16 protein-coding genes are annotated in these 17524 nt (G+C 63.2%); 8 read left to right on the top strand and 8 right to left on the bottom strand.

Annotated elements, in window-relative coordinates:
• Nucleotides 1-3 precede the first annotated feature (3 nt).
• A complete protein-coding gene (locus tag NKI73_RS12915; protein WP_352630098.1) occupies nucleotides 4-705 on the bottom strand; it encodes a class I SAM-dependent methyltransferase in 702 nt (233 codons plus the stop codon).
• The gene (locus NKI73_RS12910) at nucleotides 698-1717 is read right to left on the bottom strand and encodes a glycosyltransferase family 2 protein (RefSeq protein ID WP_352630203.1); all 1020 of its coding nucleotides are present in this window, start codon (nucleotides 1715-1717) and stop codon (nucleotides 698-700) included. Before NKI73_RS12910 ends, NKI73_RS12915 begins: the two co-directional genes overlap by 8 nt.
• Before the next feature lie 254 nt (nucleotides 1718-1971).
• On the opposite strand from NKI73_RS12910, the gene NKI73_RS12905 reads away from it, so the two are divergent.
• Entirely contained in the window at nucleotides 1972-2235 is a 264-nt protein-coding gene (locus tag NKI73_RS12905; RefSeq protein ID WP_352630096.1) for a DUF6460 domain-containing protein, read from the top strand.
• Here NKI73_RS12905 and NKI73_RS12900 read toward each other — a convergent pair whose 3' ends face one another.
• Nucleotides 2236-3141, bottom strand: a complete 906-nt coding sequence (locus tag NKI73_RS12900; RefSeq protein ID WP_352630094.1) for a histone deacetylase family protein — start codon at nucleotides 3139-3141, stop codon at nucleotides 2236-2238.
• A gap of 132 nt (nucleotides 3142-3273) precedes the next feature.
• Here NKI73_RS12900 and NKI73_RS12895 point away from each other — a divergent pair, with 132 nt between their 5' ends.
• Nucleotides 3274-4611 (top strand): MATE family efflux transporter, encoded by a 1338-nt coding sequence (locus NKI73_RS12895; RefSeq protein ID WP_352630092.1) that lies wholly within the window; start codon nucleotides 3274-3276, stop codon nucleotides 4609-4611.
• A gap of 428 nt (nucleotides 4612-5039) precedes the next feature.
• Here the strand turns inward: NKI73_RS12895 and NKI73_RS12890 are convergent, their stop codons facing one another.
• Both NKI73_RS12890 and NKI73_RS12885 read right to left on the bottom strand, forming a co-directional pair.
• Nucleotides 5040-6116 (bottom strand): quinone-dependent dihydroorotate dehydrogenase, encoded by a 1077-nt coding sequence (locus NKI73_RS12890; RefSeq protein WP_352630090.1) that lies wholly within the window; start codon nucleotides 6114-6116, stop codon nucleotides 5040-5042.
• Nucleotides 6113-6463 carry a DUF952 domain-containing protein gene (locus NKI73_RS12885; protein WP_352630088.1) on the bottom strand — a complete coding sequence of 117 codons (351 nt, stop codon included), beginning with the start codon at nucleotides 6461-6463 and terminating at the stop codon, nucleotides 6113-6115. The genes NKI73_RS12890 and NKI73_RS12885 overlap by 4 nt, the downstream gene beginning before the upstream one ends.
• Nucleotides 6464-6627: 164 nt before the next feature.
• On the opposite strand from NKI73_RS12885, the gene NKI73_RS12880 reads away from it, so the two are divergent.
• Nucleotides 6628-7056, top strand: a complete 429-nt coding sequence (locus NKI73_RS12880) for a hypothetical protein (RefSeq protein ID WP_352630086.1) — start codon at nucleotides 6628-6630, stop codon at nucleotides 7054-7056.
• A 140-nt stretch (nucleotides 7057-7196) separates the two neighbouring features.
• Entirely contained in the window at nucleotides 7197-7856 is a 660-nt protein-coding gene (locus tag NKI73_RS12875) for a response regulator transcription factor (protein WP_352630084.1), read from the top strand.
• A gap of 35 nt (nucleotides 7857-7891) precedes the next feature.
• Here the strand turns inward: NKI73_RS12875 and NKI73_RS12870 are convergent, their stop codons facing one another.
• Nucleotides 7892-9403 carry an MFS transporter gene (locus tag NKI73_RS12870; protein WP_352630082.1) on the bottom strand — a complete coding sequence of 504 codons (1512 nt, stop codon included), beginning with the start codon at nucleotides 9401-9403 and terminating at the stop codon, nucleotides 7892-7894.
• 145 nt (nucleotides 9404-9548) lie between these two features.
• On the opposite strand from NKI73_RS12870, the gene NKI73_RS12865 reads away from it, so the two are divergent.
• Nucleotides 9549-10457, top strand: a complete 909-nt coding sequence (locus tag NKI73_RS12865) for a LysR family transcriptional regulator (RefSeq protein WP_352630080.1) — start codon at nucleotides 9549-9551, stop codon at nucleotides 10455-10457.
• Between the two features lie 170 nt (nucleotides 10458-10627).
• Here the strand turns inward: NKI73_RS12865 and NKI73_RS12860 are convergent, their stop codons facing one another.
• Entirely contained in the window at nucleotides 10628-11284 is a 657-nt protein-coding gene (locus NKI73_RS12860; protein WP_352630078.1) for an O-methyltransferase, read from the bottom strand.
• 93 nt (nucleotides 11285-11377) lie between these two features.
• Between NKI73_RS12860 and NKI73_RS12855 the strand changes: the two genes are divergently transcribed.
• Nucleotides 11378-12013, top strand: a complete 636-nt coding sequence (locus NKI73_RS12855; protein ID WP_352630076.1) for a TetR/AcrR family transcriptional regulator — start codon at nucleotides 11378-11380, stop codon at nucleotides 12011-12013.
• Nucleotides 12014-12044: 31 nt separating this feature from the next.
• On the opposite strand, the gene NKI73_RS12850 is transcribed toward NKI73_RS12855, so the two are convergent.
• Nucleotides 12045-15554 carry a PAS domain-containing hybrid sensor histidine kinase/response regulator gene (locus NKI73_RS12850; protein ID WP_352630074.1) on the bottom strand — a complete coding sequence of 1170 codons (3510 nt, stop codon included), beginning with the start codon at nucleotides 15552-15554 and terminating at the stop codon, nucleotides 12045-12047.
• Nucleotides 15555-15821: 267 nt separating this feature from the next.
• Here NKI73_RS12850 and mscL point away from each other — a divergent pair, with 267 nt between their 5' ends.
• Together mscL and NKI73_RS12840 are read left to right on the top strand one after the other, a co-directional pair.
• Nucleotides 15822-16244, top strand: a complete 423-nt coding sequence (gene mscL / locus NKI73_RS12845; RefSeq protein ID WP_056588266.1) for a large conductance mechanosensitive channel protein MscL — start codon at nucleotides 15822-15824, stop codon at nucleotides 16242-16244.
• A gap of 111 nt (nucleotides 16245-16355) precedes the next feature.
• A complete protein-coding gene (locus tag NKI73_RS12840) occupies nucleotides 16356-17522 on the top strand; it encodes a pyridoxal phosphate-dependent aminotransferase (protein ID WP_352630071.1) in 1167 nt (388 codons plus the stop codon).
• Nucleotides 17523-17524 lie beyond the last annotated feature (2 nt).

The following is a 17524-nucleotide window of genomic DNA, read 5'->3' as shown; positions in this document are numbered from 1 at the left end:
AAGTCAAACGGCAGGCTTGACCACATGCGCAAAATATTGGGCTCCGACAGGTATCTTGGTGAGGAAGCGCTCGAACGGCCTCAGCCTCGCCAGCAGCCGAGGAAAGAAAATCCGGTAGATAATCCTTGTGTTGGCAAGGCCCGCCTCGGCCATGCGCCTGCGCATCTCGCGGGAGGTTATCAAAACCGCGTTTTCGTCGAAGGCGCAGTTTCTCACCGCGTGCGTGGTCAGCGGGTTCCACGGATTGTGTTCGAAAAGAAAGAAGCTGCCGCCATCGGCCAGCACCCGACCGATCTCCGCGAGCAGCCCGATCTGCAGGTCCTCGGGAATATGGTGGAAGACGCAAGCCGCGAAGGCGAGGTCGAAGCTGCCGTCGGCAAAAGGAATTGTCTTGCCGTCGAAATGCATGAAGGCGGCCTGGCCGGGAAAGCGCTTGCTGGCGATGTCGAGCGATTCCCGCGAGGGATCGAGCAAGGTGATCTCTGCGTCGGGAAACGCGCTGCGCATATGGCCGAGCGAATTGCCGACGCCGGCGCCGAAGTCGAGTATCCGCCGCGGTTTCACACCAGCCCGCCGCAACGTCGCGGCAATGTCGTCGATCTTGTACCTGGCGAAGAATTCCGGCGTTTCGCCGCTCAGCCTTATGCTCGCGGCATGCTGCTCCTGATATTCCCGCGCAAACTGGTCGAACTCCGCCTCAAGCACGTGCCGCCCTCTTTGCCATCTCCTGCAGGCGATGGACGGGCAGTTCCCCGTCCTCGGCCGCCTGGCTGCGCGAAACGATCTCGTTGACGAAGTAGAGCGGCCGCCGCTTTGTCTCCATGTACATGCGCCCGAGATACTCGCCGAAAATGCCAAGCACCATAAGCTGGACGCTGCCGAGGATCAGCACGATCGCGGCAAGGCTGGTCCAGCCGGGCAACACGTTTCCGATCGACCATTCGAACAAGGTGTAGCCGAGCACGACCAGTCCCAGAAGCCCGAACATCATTCCGAGCAGCGAGGCGAACCGCAGGGGCACGATCGAGAAGCTGGTCATCGCGTCGACCGCCAGAAGAACCATTTTCTTCAGGGGATAATGTGTGGTGCCGACAAAGCGACGGTGTCTTTCATAGGGGAAAGCCACCTGTTTCAGCCCGATCCAGCTCACCATGCCGCGAATGAACCTGTAGCGTTCGGGCATCGCGTTCAGATGGTCGAGCGCGCGGCGGTTCATCAGGCGGAAATCGCCGGTGTTCGGCGCTATGTCGACGTCGACCATCCGGCGCAGCAGGCGATAGAACATCGAGGCGGAAGCGAGCTTGAACCAGCTTTCGCCGTCGCGCGTCAGCCTCTGGCCGTAAACGACATCGAAGCCTTCGTTCATCTTCGTCATCATCGCGCCGAGCAGTTCAGGCGGATCCTGCAGGTCGGCATCGAGAATGAGAATGCGCTGGCCGCGACAGAATTCGAGACCCGCGCTCAACGCGATCTGGTGGCCGTAATTGCGGGCAAGGTCGATGGCGACGACATGGTCGTCCTTTTCTGCCAGCTGCAAAATGGCCTCGCGCGTACCGTCGGTCGCGCCATCGATGACAAGGACGATCTCGTAGGAAGAGCCTTGTTCCAGGCATGCGGCCGTTACCCGCCGATGCAGTTCCCCCAGCCCGGCCACCTCATTGTAGCATGGGACGACCACCGACAGCATGACTGCGCGTCGCGCGGTGTTTTTCTCCATCTCCACCAAAAGCCTTGCTCCCGCTATTCGATTGGGAATAGCGGCAATTGGTTAGAAAACAGATAAGCCAGCGGGATCGGCCGCGGTCGTCGGTCGGCGGTCTGCCATGCGCCCTTGGCACTGCTCGCGGCCATGCAATGCCTCGCTCGAGGTGTTCGGCATCCCGTATAATTGTCGGCTTGAAGCCGGCAAGCCAAGTGCGTATGTCTGGGCCGACGCCCTCGAGTCTGGGTACCTCAATCTGGAGACGGGCCTTGTCCGCACTGACGCGCTTTCTCGGCGACTCGCCGCTCAAGGTGATCCTGAAACTGCTGGTCGTGTCTTTCCTCGTCGGCCTGGTCATGAATGCCTTCGGCTGGTCGCCGATGGATGTGTTCTACGGCATCCAGAAGTTCTTCATCGATCTGTGGAATCTAGGCTTCCACGCCATCGACCGTTTCCTTGGCTACATCCTGCTGGGTGCGGCCATCGTTGTGCCAGCCTTCATCCTGCTGAGGCTCGCCAACTACCGGAAGTAGCTATCGGGCGTAGTCCGACGCCACCTCGAACAGGATGGCGTGGCGCGCTGCGAGCGATGCCACATCGGCTGAATAACCGCCGCCGATGACGCCGCAGACCGGAATGCCCTGCGTGCGAAAGTGGCGGATGACCGTGTCGTCGCGGGCGCGCAGTCCGTCATCCGACAGCGACAGCCGGCCAAGCCGGTCCTCGGCATGGACATCGACGCCGGCATTGTAGAAGACGATGTCCCAATGCACTTGAGCGGGCAGTTCCGGCAGGATGGCGGCGAGCCTCTCCATGTAAGCCGCGTCACCCGTGCCATCCGGCAGCGCGACATCGAGGTCGGAGGCGATCTTGCGCACGGGGTAGTTGCGATCGCCATGCATGGAAAAGGTGAACACGCGCGGATTATCAACGAGAATATCCGCCGTGCCATCGCCCTGATGCACGTCGAGGTCGACGACCAGGATGTTTGTGGCAGCGCCTTCGGCGAGCAGGACCAACGCGGCGACTGCGACATCGTTGAAGGTGCAGAAGCCCGCACCTTGCGCGCGCCGCGCATGATGGCTGCCGCCGGCGGTGTTGCAGGCGATGCCGTGGCGCAGGGCGAGCCGCGCCGCGAGCACCGTGCCGCCGGTGGCAAGCTGCGCGCGCAGCGAGACACGGGGCCCGATCGGAAAACCAATCTCGCGTTCGATCTTTTCGGGCACGCGGCAGCCGATGACCTGGTCGACATAGTCGGCCGCGTGGGCAAGCTTCAGCCATGACGCCGGCGCCGGTTCGGTGGTGTTGAGTGCGTCGGGTCCGGCCAGTCCGCGTGCGTGCAAGGCATCCATCAGCAGCGGATATTTGCTCATCGGAAAGCGATGGTTGACCGCGAAGCCGGCATTGTAGTCGGGGTGATGGACGATCTGCAGAGGCATGAACTGGATCCGGCGGGCTCGCGCCAGACCGGGGAATTCGGTTGGCCGTCACGGGAAGAGTGATTGCGCGGTGGCGGGAAAATGGGGCACATCGGCAGTTCGATCAAGCCGCAATCAGCAAGGCAGCAATCCTTGGACAAGGGTGCAACCCCAGCCGACGCCAGATACTTTGTCGTCACCAACCGGTCCGTGCTCGCCATCGCGGTGCCAATGACGCTTGCCTATCTGACGACGCCGATGCTCGGCCTGGTCGACACGGCTGTCGTCGGACAGTTCGGCGACGCCGCCTTGCTCGGCGGCCTGGCGGCCGGCGCGCTTATCTTCGACGTCGTCTTCACCACTTTCAATTTCCTGCGCTCGGGCACCACTGGCCTCGTCGCCCAGGCGTTCGGGCGCGGCGATGCCCTGGAGGAACAGGCGGTGTTCTGGCGCGCCGTGCTGATCGCGGTTGTCGCCGGCATCGTGCTCGCGGCACTTGCGCCCCTGGTCGCCATCGCCGGGCAGAAATTCATGGGCGCCGAACCGCGCGTCAGCGAGGCGATGGGCGTCTACATCAGGATCAGGCTGCTCGCCGCACCCTTCTCGCTGATCAACTATGCCATCCTTGGCTATGTGCTGGGACGCGGCGAGGGTGGGCTCGGGCTGATGCTGCAACTGGTGCTGAACGGCATCAACATCGCGCTCTGCTTCCTGCTCGGGCTGGAGCTCGGCTGGGGCGTCGCCGGCGTCGCCTGGGCGACCGTCACCGGCGAATTGCTTGCCATGCTGCTCGGCCTGGCGATCGTGATCCGCCGGTTCCGGGCGGCCCCATCCTTGCCGCGCCATCGCCTGCTCGACATGGCCGCCTTCCTGCGCATGCTGTCGCTCAACCGCGACATCATGATCCGCTCGTTCTCGTTGCTCGCCGCCTTCGCGCTATTCACCCGCCAGGGCGCGCAGTTCGGCACGGTGACGCTGGCCGCCAACGCCGTGCTGATGAATTTCTTTCTCGTCGCCGGCTATTTCCTCGATGGCTTTGCCACCGCCGCCGAACAGCTGGCCGGCCGTGCCGTCGGCGCGCGTGCTGCCGCGCCATTCCGCCAGGCGGTGCGGCTGACCTTGTTCTGGGGGTTTGGGCTGGCGGGTGCCGCGACGCTGGTGCTGCTGTTTGGTGGCGCCAGTCTGGTCGCCCTCGTGACGACGTCGCAGGAAGTCCGTTCGGTGGCCGACATCTACCTGCCGTGGGCGGCATTCACAGCACTCAGCGGTGTGCTGGCGTTCCAGATGGATGGTGTCTTCATCGGCGCCACATGGTCGCGCGACATGCGAAACATGATGCTGCTGTCGTTTCTCGTTTTCGCGGCCGCGCTGCTGACCCTTGCGCCTGCCTTCGGCAACAATGGACTTTGGGCGGCGTTGCACGTTTTCCTGCTAGCACGCGGCTTCAGCCTGCTGACGATCCTGCGGCTCAGGGTACGAACCGCGTTCTAGACAGTGACCCCGGAAGGCCCTGCGCCCTCCAGATCTCCGAACCCCAGGTTAGCAACAGCCTGGCGGCAGCCAGTTCGGTTGTGCCGGCAGCTTTTGTGCCGGCAGCTTTTCATGATAGGAATTTTTTCTTGACTTCGTGCCCTCAGCTATGGTACATATTTGTCCATGGTGTTGATTTGCGCCAGTGACCCGCCGCTCAGGCGGGTTTTTCGTTTCCGTCAGCCTACGCGCCGGCGAAGGCTCCGAAGGAACCCGTTAAACCGAATTCGTTGCCCTGCCGCGCCGTCGGATGAACTTGCACTTCCAGTCGACTTCCAACAGACTTGATGCACCAATTGTTCCAGGGCGAGCTTATGCGAAACTATCTGGCATCGGCGGCACCATCTGCGAGCGGGCCGTCAGTCGCAATCTACGCTCCTGAGAGCACTTCAGAGTTGCTTGGACGCCCAGAAGTCGAGGCGGCTGTCGCGCAACTCGCGAATGGATCCGAACCGTTCTGTGTCGGCAAAGCGTGCCATCCCGGCGACAATCCGGCCCGGCAGTGCCGGTCCGGCATAGATCATGCTGGTGTAGAGCTGGACGAGATCAGCGCCCGCGCGGATCTTTTCCAGTGCCGTCTCGGTGGAATCGACACCGCCGACGCCGATGATGGCGCGGTCCGCGCCAAGCAGCTTGCGCATCTTCGCCAGCACGATGGTCGAGCGTTCGAACAAGGGTTTTCCCGAGAGCCCGCCGGTTTCGCGCACCGCAGCGCCGCTGCGCAGCGGCGGTCGGGAGATGGTGGTGTTGGAGACGATGACACCGTCGATCCGTTTCTCGGTGACCTCGGCGGCGATGTCCTCCAACTCCGCCTCGAGCAGATCCGGGGCGATCTTCAGGAAAATCGGCGGCTGCGCAGCGCCTGCTGCACGCGCGGCCATGACCCGCGACAAAAGCTCGCCAAGCTGTTCGCGCGCCTGCATGTTGCGCAGGCCCGGCGTGTTGGGCGAGGAGATGTTGACGGTCAGATAGCTGGCGTATTGCGCAAATCGGGCGACGCCGCGCTCATAGTCGCCGATGCGATCGCCGCTGTCCTTGTTGGCGCCGATGTTGACGCCGACGATGCCGCCACGCCCCTTGCGTGCGGCAAGGCGTTTTTCAGCCGCTGCATGGCCCTCATTGTTGAAGCCCAGCCGGTTGATCACCGCGTCGTCGGCCGTCAGCCGGAAGATGCGCGGCTTCGGGTTGCCGGCCTGCGGCAGCGGCGTGATCGTGCCGACCTCGGCAAAGCCGAAACCCAGGCCGAGCAGTGCGTCGGGCACTTCGGCATTCTTGTCATAGCCCGCAGCCATGCCGAGCGGATTGGGAAACTCGAGGCCGCGGACCGTCACCTTCAGCCGGGCATCGCGCGTCGCCGATGCCCCAACCGGCAGACCGCATCGCAGCGCCGCGATCGACAGGCCATGCGCGGTTTCCGGATCGAAGGTGAACAGCAGCTTCTGGCCAAGCCGGTCGAGCACGCTCATTGCCCCTCCAGTGCCGGGAACTGGTGCACCCCATCGGCGCCAAGCGGCAGTGGTCGGACCCACAGCACGGCCTTGAGGTCGAGCGGACCATAAAGATGCGGAAACAGCGCGCCGCCGCGCGAAACCTCATATTTCAGCGCTGCGCCCAGGTTGGCGCCGTCGATGGCGACCAGCAGAAGGTCGGTCTGGCCGGCAAAGTGCCTTGCCGCCGTTCCCTTGACCTGCGCCGCCGTGGAAAAATGGATGAAGCCGTCGGCGACATCGATCGACGCGCCGGTGAAGCGGCCATGTGTTTCGGCCTCGCGCCAAGGCGCTTGCGGGGTTATCTTGTAGATAATCTGAGACATGGTTGCGCTATAGAGCAATTCCAGGAAAAGTGTGAAACGGTTTTCCGTCCGGAAATTGCGTCAAAATGCGTCCGAACCAGCCACGCGGGAAAGGCCACGCCAAGGGTCTTCCCCATTTCCGGCGCAAACATGCGATATTTCAGGCCTTGGCCATGGAGGACAACATGCGTCTGCAGCACATCTTGATCCCCGCCGCGCTCGTTTCGCTGGTCGCGGCTTCAGCATACTCGGAAGAAACCGACCGCTACCAGCTGGAAAAGTCTGATAATGGCTACGTCCGTATGGATATGCAGACCGGCGCCATGTCGATTTGCGAGGAGCGCTCCGGCCAGCTCGTCTGCAAGATGGCAGCCGACGAACGTGCCGCTTTCCAGGACGAGGTCGACCGCTTGCAGACCTCGATGAAGGCAATGGACGAGCGCGTCACCAAGCTCGAAAATTCGCTCTCCGCCCGCCTCGAATCGAAACTGCCGAGCGAGGAGGATTTCAACAAGACGATGAGCTACATGGAACGCTTCCTGCGCGGCTTCATGGGCATCGTCAAGGATATGGACAAGGACAACGGCGCCCAGCTCAATTCGCAGAAGACCTGAGCGTCGCTGTAGCATTTTGATTTCAGCAGGGAAAACGCGGCGCGCTGGCTTTGCCGCTTGAAAACAGCGCGCAGCCCCTCATAATCGTCCAACTGATCCCGGAAAAACTAAAAATCATCGGGGGATTCGGGGAGGGACATTTGCCGGCAGGCTATTCTTTCGTCATCGCCGACGATCACCCGCTGTTTCGTGGCGCGCTGCGCGAAGCACTTGCCGGCATCGGCAATGTCGCCGCCATCCACGAGGCCGGCGATTTCGAGAGCGCCAAGGCGCTGGTCGTTGCCAACGAGGATATCGATCTGGTGCTGCTCGACCTGTCGATGCCGGGCGCCAGCGGCCTCTCCGGCTTGATCTCGCTGCGTGGCATCCATCCGGCGGTGCCCCTGGTGGTGGTGTCGGCGCATGACGATCCGGCGACCATCAGGCGGGCGCTCGATCTCGGCGCCTCCGGCTTCATCTCCAAATCGGCCAGCATGGAAGAGATCCGCAGCGCCGTGCAGTCAGTGCTTGCCGGCGATATTGCGGCACCCGTCGGCGTCGATCTCGGCGTCGAGCGCGATCCCGAAATATCCGACCTGATCAAGCGCCTGCAGGCGCTGACGCCGCAGCAGACCCGCGTGCTCGGCATGCTGGCCGAGGGCCTGCTCAACAAGCAGATCGCCTATGAACTCGGCGTCTCCGAGGCCACCATCAAGGCGCATGTCTCGGCCATCCTGCAGAAGCTCGGCGTCGACAGCCGCACCCAGGCGGTGATCCTCCTGTCCAAGATCGGCAGCGACCCGCTGCAGCCGGCGGGTTGATCGCCAGGGCGGTCCCTGTTCAATCGGAACATTGTTCAATCAGAGCACTGAACTTCCGTCCTCCGCATCGGCCTGGGGTTGAAGCTCGCGAAACTGATAGCGGCCATGATCCAGACGCCGATCCCGCCATAGAGCATGACCCAGCCAAAGCCGTTCCGCAGCGCATCCTGAGCGACCGAAGCGGCGAGGCCGGAGATGGGATTTCCAGCAGCGATCGCTTCGGCGACGAGACGCAATTGGGCGGCGTCGAGGTCAGGCAACGCTTGCCCCAGATGCGCCAGCACACCGTTCGCCAGGATGAAGCCCATCACCGCGATGTTCAGCGCCAATGACACCATGCGAGCGCTCATGTCGATGCCGGAAGCCATGCCGGCGCGGTCGCTCGAAACGGACCCCGTCGTCGTGTTGGTGACAGGTGTATTGGTTATTCCCAGACCTGTCCCGGCGATCAGGCAGCCGGGCAACATAGTCAGCCAATCCGGTTGCGCGGCGGCGCTGCCGAACTTCATCAGGATGAACCCGACGCCGATGATGACGAGGCCTGCCGGAATGATGATGCCGGGCTTGTAACGCAGCGTGAGTCGCTCTGCCACGGGCGGCAGCACAAGCGTCGGCAGCGTGTAGGCAAGCAGGGCAAGGCCGGTGGAGACGCTGTCATAGCCGAGCCCGGCGTGGAACCAGATCGGCAGGTAGATCATGAAAGGCCAATAGCTGAGGTTCATCGCCGTCGAGCCGACGATGGCGCCGGAAAAGGGCCGGATCCGGAAGACCGAGAAGTCGAACATCGGCCGCTGGCTGACCTTCTCGGCAATGAGGAAGGCGATGAAGCTCGCTATCGAGATACCGAGGATCGCCAGCGCGGTTGGGCTGGAGAAACCCAGATCCGGCCCCTGGATGATGTAGAAGACGAGACAGAAGACCGACGGCGACAGCGTCAGGATGCCCGCTATGTCGAGCTTGCCCGCCTGCGGATCCTTCGATTCGTGGACGCCCATCAGAGCGAGGGCGAATGCCAGCGCAGCAACCGGCACGTGGACGAGAAACACCCATTGCCAGCTCGAGACCGCGACGATGCCGCCGCCGATGATGGGGCCGAAGCCGAGGCCGGTGCCGAAGATGACGCCCCACCAGCCCCAGGCGACAGCGCGTTCGCGTCCTTCCCTGAATTCATGCGACAGCACGGCAAGCTGGCAGATCAGCATGGCACCGCCGCTCAGCCCCTGCAGAAACCGGGCGACGATGAGCGTGGAGACGCTTTCGGCGACGCCGCAGATCAGTGATGTCAGGCCGAAGGCGGCGATGGAGACCAGAAAGACACGCTTACGGCCGTAACGATCGGCGATCGTGCCGACCGCCATCAGCACCGTCGTGACCGCGATCGTATAGGCGTTCATCACCCATTGCAGTTGCTTGAAGTCGGCGTGCAGCACCTGCTCCAGTGTCGGCAGGATCGTGGGAACGCTTGAAATCTCCAGACCGAACATCAGGCACGCCAGGCAGGCGGCAAACAGAACGATGATGCCTCGGCGGGTCAGTGCAGTAGGCATGGTTCAACCTTTCGAACGTATTGGGCGGCAATCGGCGAATCCATCACAGCTCGCCCGGCGCGCGTATGGCCAGCGTAGGCGAGGCTTGATCATTTTAGAATTGCATGGTTGGCTATTTCAGAGACAACAAGTGCGGATAGCTGACATGACGCTGGACGTAGATGCTGTGAAAACATTCGTTGCCATCGCCGATCTTCAAAGCTTCACGCGCGCGGCCGAGGCTCTTGGCAGCACGCAAGGGGCGATCAGCGTGAAGCTGAAGCGGCTGGAAGAGCGCGTCGGCCAGAAATTGATCGAGCGCACACCTCGGCTGGTGCGCTTGTCGGCGCAGGGCGCGGTGTTTCTTCAACCCGCGCGCGACTTCCTCGCCGCGCACGACCGCGCCATTGCCAGCCTGTCTTCGGTTCGCCGCCGCTTCACGCTGGGCATCGCCACCCATGTCGGAGGCGCGGAGGTCCCGACATTGCTGGCGCGGCTCAATGCGCATGACCCGGCGCTCACCATCGAAGTGAGACTCGATGATTCGCGCGACCTGCTGGACGCCTTCGATCGCGGTGAGATCGATGCGGCGATCATCCGCCGGGAGGACGACCGGCGCGATGGTGAAGTGCTGGCGCCCGAACATTTCGGCTGGTACGCCGCCCCGAACTTCGTCCACCGGGCCGACGAGCCGCTGCGCCTGGCAGCATCCTCGCCATCCTGCGGTATCCGCAACATCACGACCCGCGCGCTCGACGCTGTCGGAATACCGTGGACGGAAGTGTTCCTTGGCTGCGGCTCCTTCGCCGTTGCCGAAGCCGTCTCGGCCGGCCTCGCAGCCTCGGTATTTTCCTGCCGGCTTGCCCCTTCCGGCACCATCGAGGTCAGCCGGAAGTTCGGGCTGCCGGCGCTGCCACCCTCCGAGATCGTGCTGCTTTCGACGCTCACGGACGCCAAGTCCCGCGAGGCGCTGAGGACCCTTGCAATGGCCTTTCGCGAGCATCGCCCGCCCGTGGGGGGCAATGCCGGGCGGCCTCGGTTCCGCAGTTCCCAGATGGTCGACAGCCTGACCTAAAGCAATTCCAGGAAAAGTGTGAAACGGTTTTCCCGGGAAAAGCGCATAGCGCTTTCCCTTGGGAATCGCGTCAAAACAAAGAGGCTAGAGGTGAGTGCCTGCCGACATTTTGGACCTTTCGACATGGAGGTTTGAGCCGCGTGTTGAATCCTATGCGGCGGTGAGACCGTTCAGCCGAGCCGCACGGACAGCTCGACGTCCTCGCCGAACGGCGTGGACATGTAGCCCGATGCCGGGGAGCGCACGCGTTCCAGATATTCGGGCGAGAAATCGGCGTTGTCAGCGATGACCAATGCGCCCGGCCTCAGGCGGCTCTCGACCAGGCTCAGGATCTCCGGGTAGATCGCCTTGGCGCCATCGAGAAGCAGCAGGTCGATCGTATCCGGCAGGTCGGCGCTCAGCGTCTGCAGCGCGTCTCCCTCGCGGACCTCCACCAGGTCGATGAGGCCGCCCTCAGTCAGGTTGGCCTTGGCCCGCGTGACCTTGGACGGCTCGAACTCGGTGGTGATCAGACGGCCGCCGCCATTGTCCCTCAGCGCCGCGGCAAGATAGAGCGTCGAGATGCCGAACGAGGTTCCGAACTCGATGATGATGCGGGCGCCGCTGCCCCGTGCCAGCATATAGAGCAGCGTGCCGGTCTCCGGCGAGATCGCGAGCCAGAGATCCTTCAGCCGTCCGTAGAAATCGACATATTCGGTCTTGCTGTTGAGCAGGCGCGCCCGCTCTTCGTGCGAGAGTGCGGCCACCGCCGGACTGGTCGCGGCATTGGCTTCCTTGAACAGGCGGGCGAGCAGGGGTGCCAGCGGGGCATCGGTCAGCGTCGTCATGAAAGTCTCCGGTCGAAATGGCTGCGTGCTTGTGCTGTGCCGAAAAATACGAATAATCCTTCAGGTTTCCAATTCGCATTGCCGGGCCGAGCCATGACCGGACGCCCAAGTCCTTCGATTTCCTCACGAAAACAGCCCAAACAGGCCCGTGCCACGGACCTTGTCGCGGCGATTTTGGAGGCTGCCGTTCAGGTTTTGGCGAGCGAGGGCGCGCAGCGTTTCACCACCACACGCGTCGCCGAAAGAGCCGGGGTGAGTGTCGGTTCGCTCTATCAGTATTTCCCGAACAAGGCCGCACTTCTGTTCAGGCTCCAGAGCGACGAGTGGCGGCAGACGGGTGGCCTGCTGCGCACCATACTCGAGAATGACCAGCGACCGCCGCTCGAACGGCTGCGCGCACTGGTCCACGCCTTCATCCGCTCGGAGTGCGAAGAGGCTGCGCTGCGCGTGGCGCTCAACGACGCCGCACCCTTTTACCGTGACGCGCCCGAAGCGCACGAGGCGAAAGCCTCGGGCGAGCGCACCGTCCAGACCTTCCTGCGGGAGGCATTGCCCGAGGCTGGGGAAGCCGTCCGTGCCTTGGCGGGCGACCTGATCATCACGACACTCAGCGCGGTGGGTAAGGACTTTTCGGGAAGTCCTCGAACGCCAGGCGAGATCGAAAGCTACGCCGACGGCATGGCCGACATGTTCTGCGCCTACCTCGAAAGCCTCGGACACCGGCGCTGAGATCGCCGACTCCGGCCGGGCGCCTTTGATGCTATTCGGCCGCGGATGCCAGCGGCCTGACCCTGGCCATCATTGAACGCAGCACCGCAGGTTTTAGCGGCTTGTTGATCACCGGAATCTCGAGCCCGCCGGCGGCCGTGCGCACCTCGTTGGAGCGGTCGGCGGTGACCAGCACGGCCGGAAGGGTGTCGCCATGGATCGTGCGCAGCCTGGCGATGATGTCGAGACCGGTTTCGCCGTCGAGATGATAATCAGCAAGGACGATGTCCGGGCGGTGCATTGCGGTACTACCCAGATCCTTTGAGCCGGACACGGTGTCGACATTGCAGCCCCAGCCTTCGAGCAGGAGCCGCATGCCTTCGAGGATACGGGCATCATTGTCGATGCAGAGCACGTGCAGCCCGGCCAGCGAAGCGGTCGCGCGGGCAGGAACCCTGGTTTCGATTTCGCGTCGCGGCTCCTGCACGGCGGCCACGGGCAGGATGACGGAGAAGCGCGTGCCCTTGCCGGAATTGGAAAAGATCCGGATCTCCAGGCGCAACACCCGGGCGATGCGGTCGACGATGGAGAGGCCGAGACCGAGGCCCTCGGCTTCGCGCGCGCCTTCGTCGAGCCGGGTGAATTCGCGAAAGACTGTGTTCAGCTTGTCGCCGGCGATGCCGATGCCGGTGTCGATCACCTGGATCTCGGCCAGTTCGCCGCGCCGCCTGACGCCGACCAGCACGCGGCCGTGTCTTGTGTATTTGATGGCGTTTGAGACGAGGTTCTGGATCAGGCGGCGCAAAAGGTTACGGTCCGTGGTCACGGTCAGCGACGACGGCATGATCGTCAGCTCGAGCTTCTTTTCGGCGGCGAGCGGCCGGAAGTCGTTGCCGATCTGGCGCAGCAATCCGTCAAGGTTGAAGGCGCTATCGTCCGGCTTCATCGCGCCGGCATCGAGGCGGGAGATGTCGAGCACGGCGCCGAGAATGGTCTCGACCGATTCCAGCGAGGATTCGATGTTGACCGCTGCCTTGCCGGCAGGCCCCTTGCCGGCTTTCTCGATCAGCGACGAGCAATAAAGCCGGGCGGCGTTCAGCGGCTGCAGGATGTCGTGGCCGGCGGCGGCGAGGAAACGTGTCTTGCCGAGATTGGCCTCCTCGGCCAGCATCTGCGCCTGCGCCAGTTCCTCGTTGACGCGGGTCAACTCCTCGTTGACCCGAGTCAGCTCGATGGTGCGGGTCTTGACGCGCTGCTCCAACGATTCATTGGCGCGTTTCAGCGCCAAATCCTGCTCGACGCGCCCGGAAATGTCGGCATAGGTGGCGACGATGCCGCCGTCCGGCATCGGGTTGGAACGCAGTTCCAGGATGCGGCCGCTGGTCTTCAGTTCCATCTGCCAGGGGCTGACGAAGCTGGTCAGCCGGTTGAGCATCGCCACACGCTGATCGGCAGGGATATCGCCCCGCTCGGCAAGATGGCGCAGGATGCGGTCGAGCGAGACGCCGACCTGGCCCATCTCATCGGGCAGGTCGAACAGCGCCCGGTACTGGCGGTTCCAGCAGATCAGGCGGAAGTCGCGATCGAAGACAGTGATGCCTTGTTCCATCTGGTCGAGCGCGATCTGAAGCAGGTCGCGGTTGTGCTGCAGCGCCTCGGTGGCGTCGTCGAGCAAGCGGAAGGCGTCCCTGGATTCGCGGTCGTGGCGCCGAAACAGCAGCGACAGGATCAGCCGCGCCGACGAGGAACCGACGGCGCTGGCCAGCAGTTGCTCGGAGAAGCGGATGACGTCCATGCTCGCCTGCTCGTTGCCGTGCAGCGAGGTTCCGTTGGTCTTTTCGAACGACTGGAAGGAGCGCTCGGTGCGCTCGACGCCGAGATAGCGCCCGATCGTGTCCTTGAGGTCGTTGACGGTGATGGCGGTGCGGAAGCGGCGCAGGCTGGGCATCGGGCCGGCCTCGCGCGGCACGAAGATCGACGCCTGGATGCGCTCCAGCGGCACCGACGCGCGCGAGAGTGAGCCCAGCACAAAAAACACCGCGTTGATCGACAGGCTCCACAACACGCCGTGGTTCAGCGGTTCGGCGACGGTGCCGAACAGTGCCTGCGGCCGCAACGCCTCGAAGCCGAACAGCCCGTGCACGATGATGCCGGTATCGGGTGCGACAAGCGACGGAAATAGCAGCGTGTAGCCCCAGATGAGGATGCCGGCGACCATGCCAAGTGCTGCCCCCCGGCCGTTCGCACCGCGCCAGATCAGCCCGCCGATCAGGGCGGGTGCGAACTGGGCGATGGCCGCGAACGACATCAGGCCGATCGACGACAGGCGCGCGCTGTTGGTGCTTTCGCGATAGTAGAGGAAGGCGATGAACAGCAGGATGAAGATCGCCCCGCGCCGCACATTGAGGATGAGCGTCGACCAGTCTTCGTTCTCTGAGGTCGAGGTCTTCAGCAACCGGCGCACGAACAGCGGAATGACGAGGTCGTTGGAGATCATGATCGACAGCGCCACGCTCTCGACGATAACCATCGCGGTCGCCGCCGACAGCCCGCCGATGAAAGCCGCCATCGCCAGCACGTCATGGCCGCTGAACAGAGGCAGCGACAGCACATAGAGATCGCTGCTGGTTCCGGTGCCGACCAGCGACAGGCCGGCAAAGGCGATCGGCAGCACGAACAGATTGATCGCCACGAGGTAGAGCGGAAACACCCATGTCGCGGTGCGCAACTCGGCCTCGCCGCGGTTCTCGACGATGGTGACGTAGAACTGTCGTGGCAGCATGATGATGGCAAAGCCGCTCAGGCAAGTCAGCACCAGCCAGGTGGCGAGCGAGGTGTTGTAGCTCATCGCCTGCCGAACCTGTGCATTCTGGGCGAGCTTGTCGACCATGTCGCCAGGGCCGCCGAAGATCAGAAAGGTGACCATCAGGCCGATGGCGAGGAAGGCGGCAAGCTTGACCACCGTTTCGACGGCCACCGCCAGCACCAGCCCGTCCTGGTGTTCGGTGGCGTCGGCGTGGCGTGTGCCGAACAGAACCGCAAACAGCGCCAGCAGCATGGCGACGACCAGCGAGATGTCGCTGACGAAGGGATCGAAGGAGGGCGGCGATCCCGTATAGTGCTCGACCATCAGGCTGACAGAACCGGAGATCGCCTTCAACTGCAGCGCGATATAGGGGACCGCGCCGATGGTGGCGATCAGCGTGGCGATTGCAGCGACAGTAAAACTCTTGCCGTAGCGGGCGCCGAGGAAGTCGGCGATCGAGGTGATCTTTTCGGTCTTGGCCAGCCGCATGATGCGGTTGAGCAATGGGAAGCCGAACACGAAGACCAGCACCGGGCCGGTATAGATGCCGAGGAATTCGAGGCCGCGTTCGGAGGAGAGGCCGACCGAGCCGAAAAACGTCCAGGACGTGCAGTAGATGGCGAGGCTGAGGGCGTAGATGAAGGGCCGGGCCCGGCTTGGCTCGGAAATGGCCGAACGGCGGTCGCCCAGGCTGGCGATGGCGAACAGCAGCGTCACATATGCGATCGCGATGATGACGATAAACAAGCCCTGCACGCTTGGAATTTCCTCCTATGCCGTCTTTTTATCCGGCTTGCCCGGACGCAATCACAGCTTGGCGTCCGAGTCCATCGCGGCTTTGGAAGCATGATCGCGGCCGCGACATGCGGATAAGCAGAACCAGGGGTGCCACAGCTAAGGAGAAACCGGTTGCTTCCTGCTTTTTGCCGATGTTGCAACCGGAGGTTTTTGTTATGTTGCCCTTAGGTCGATGCCCGCAGGGACGGAAACGGCAGTTCGGCCTGTCATGACAAGGAGGGTCGAATGCTGAAAGAATTCCAGGAATTCATTTCCAAGGGCAATGTGATGGACCTTGCGGTCGGCGTCATCATCGGCGCGGCCTTCGGCAAGATCGTCGATTCCCTTGTCAACGACATCATTATGCCGATCGTCGGCGCGATTTTCGGCGGCTTGGACTTCAACAACTATTTCCTGGGGCTCTCCTCGGCCGTCAACGCCACGTCGCTGGCGGACGCCAAAAAGCAAGGCGCTGTTTTCGCGTATGGCAGCTTCATAACCGTCGCATTGAACTTCCTTATTCTCGCTTTCATCATCTTCCTGATGGTCAAGGCGGTGAACAACATGCGCAAGCGGCTTGAGCGCGAGAAGCCGGCTGCACCAGCCGCTCCGCCGCCGGCCGATGTCGCGCTGCTCACCGAAATTCGCGACCTGCTCGCCAAGAGATAATTCGGCAAAGCCTTGCTGGACCAAAACCCCGGTCGTTCGCGGCCGGGGTTTTCTGTTTTCGCATCTGGTAAGGAGCGCTGATCAACGCCCGAGATTGGAACGGACCCGCCCATGACCCTGATCGACAGCCTGCGCACGGAGGCCCGCGCCGCGCCCGAAAGCGGCATTGTCGCCGTCGTCAATTACGGCCGCCTGCGCGAGGGCATGATCCCGCTCTGGGCCGGCGAGGGCGACCTACCGACGCCGGCCTTCATCACCGATGCCGCGTCGAAGGCGCTGGCCGGCGGCGAGACGTTCTACACCTGGCAGAGAGGCATCCCCGATCTCAGGCAGGCGCTTTCCCGCTACTATGCCAGGCATTTCGGCAAGACCTTCCCCGAGGAGCAATTCATCGTCACCGGGTCCGGCATGCACGCTATCCAGCTGGCGCTCGACGCGCTCGCCGGTGCCGGCGACGAGGTCATCTACCTGTCGCCGGCCTGGCCGAATTTCGACGCTGCAGCAGGGATATCGGGAGCCGTTCCGGTGGCTGTCACGCTCGACCATTCCGGCAATGGCTGGTCCTGCGACGTCGAGAAGATTGCGGCGGCGATTACGCCTCGCACCAGGGCGCTGTTCATCAACACGCCATCCAACCCGACCGGCTGGACCGCCGATCCCGAAACCTTGCAGGCGATCCTCGATCTGGCGCGCGCGAAGAACCTCTGGATCATCGCCGACGAGATTTATTCACTGTTCCACTACAGCCATGGCCGTGCGCCGTCCTTCCTCGATATCGCCACGGCGGAAGACCGCATCCTGTTCGTCAACAGTTTCTCGAAGAACTGGGCGATGACCGGCTGGCGTGTCGGCTGGATCAAGACCCATCCCGCCTTGCAGCAGGTGTTCGAGAACCTGATCCAGTATTCGAACTCCGGCGTTGCCCAGTTCATGCAGCGCGGCGCGGTAGCAGCGCTCGATGAGGGCGATGCCTTCGTTGCCGAACAGGTGGAGCGGGCGCGCAAGGCGCGTGATCTGGTCTGCGGCATTCTCGGCGCCACAGGCCGCGCCCGGTTCACCGTGCCGCAAGGCGCGTTCTATCTCTTTTTCACCGTCGACGGCATCACCGATTCACGCACTGCCGCCTTCGACATCGTCGACAAGGCCAATGTCGGTCTGGCGCCCGGCACCGCCTTCGGCCCCGGCGGCGAAGCCTTCCTCAGGCTGTGCTTCCACCGCCGCCTCGACCAGATCGAGGAAGCGGCGCATCGTCTGGCGAATTGGATGAAGACTGTCTGAGC

It is taken from the genome of Mesorhizobium sp. M0496 (assembly GCF_040321205.1).
GTDB lineage: Bacteria > Pseudomonadota > Alphaproteobacteria > Rhizobiales > Rhizobiaceae > Mesorhizobium.
Note: the sequence above shows the minus strand (reverse complement) of the source record. Positions and strands in the feature narration are given on the sequence as shown.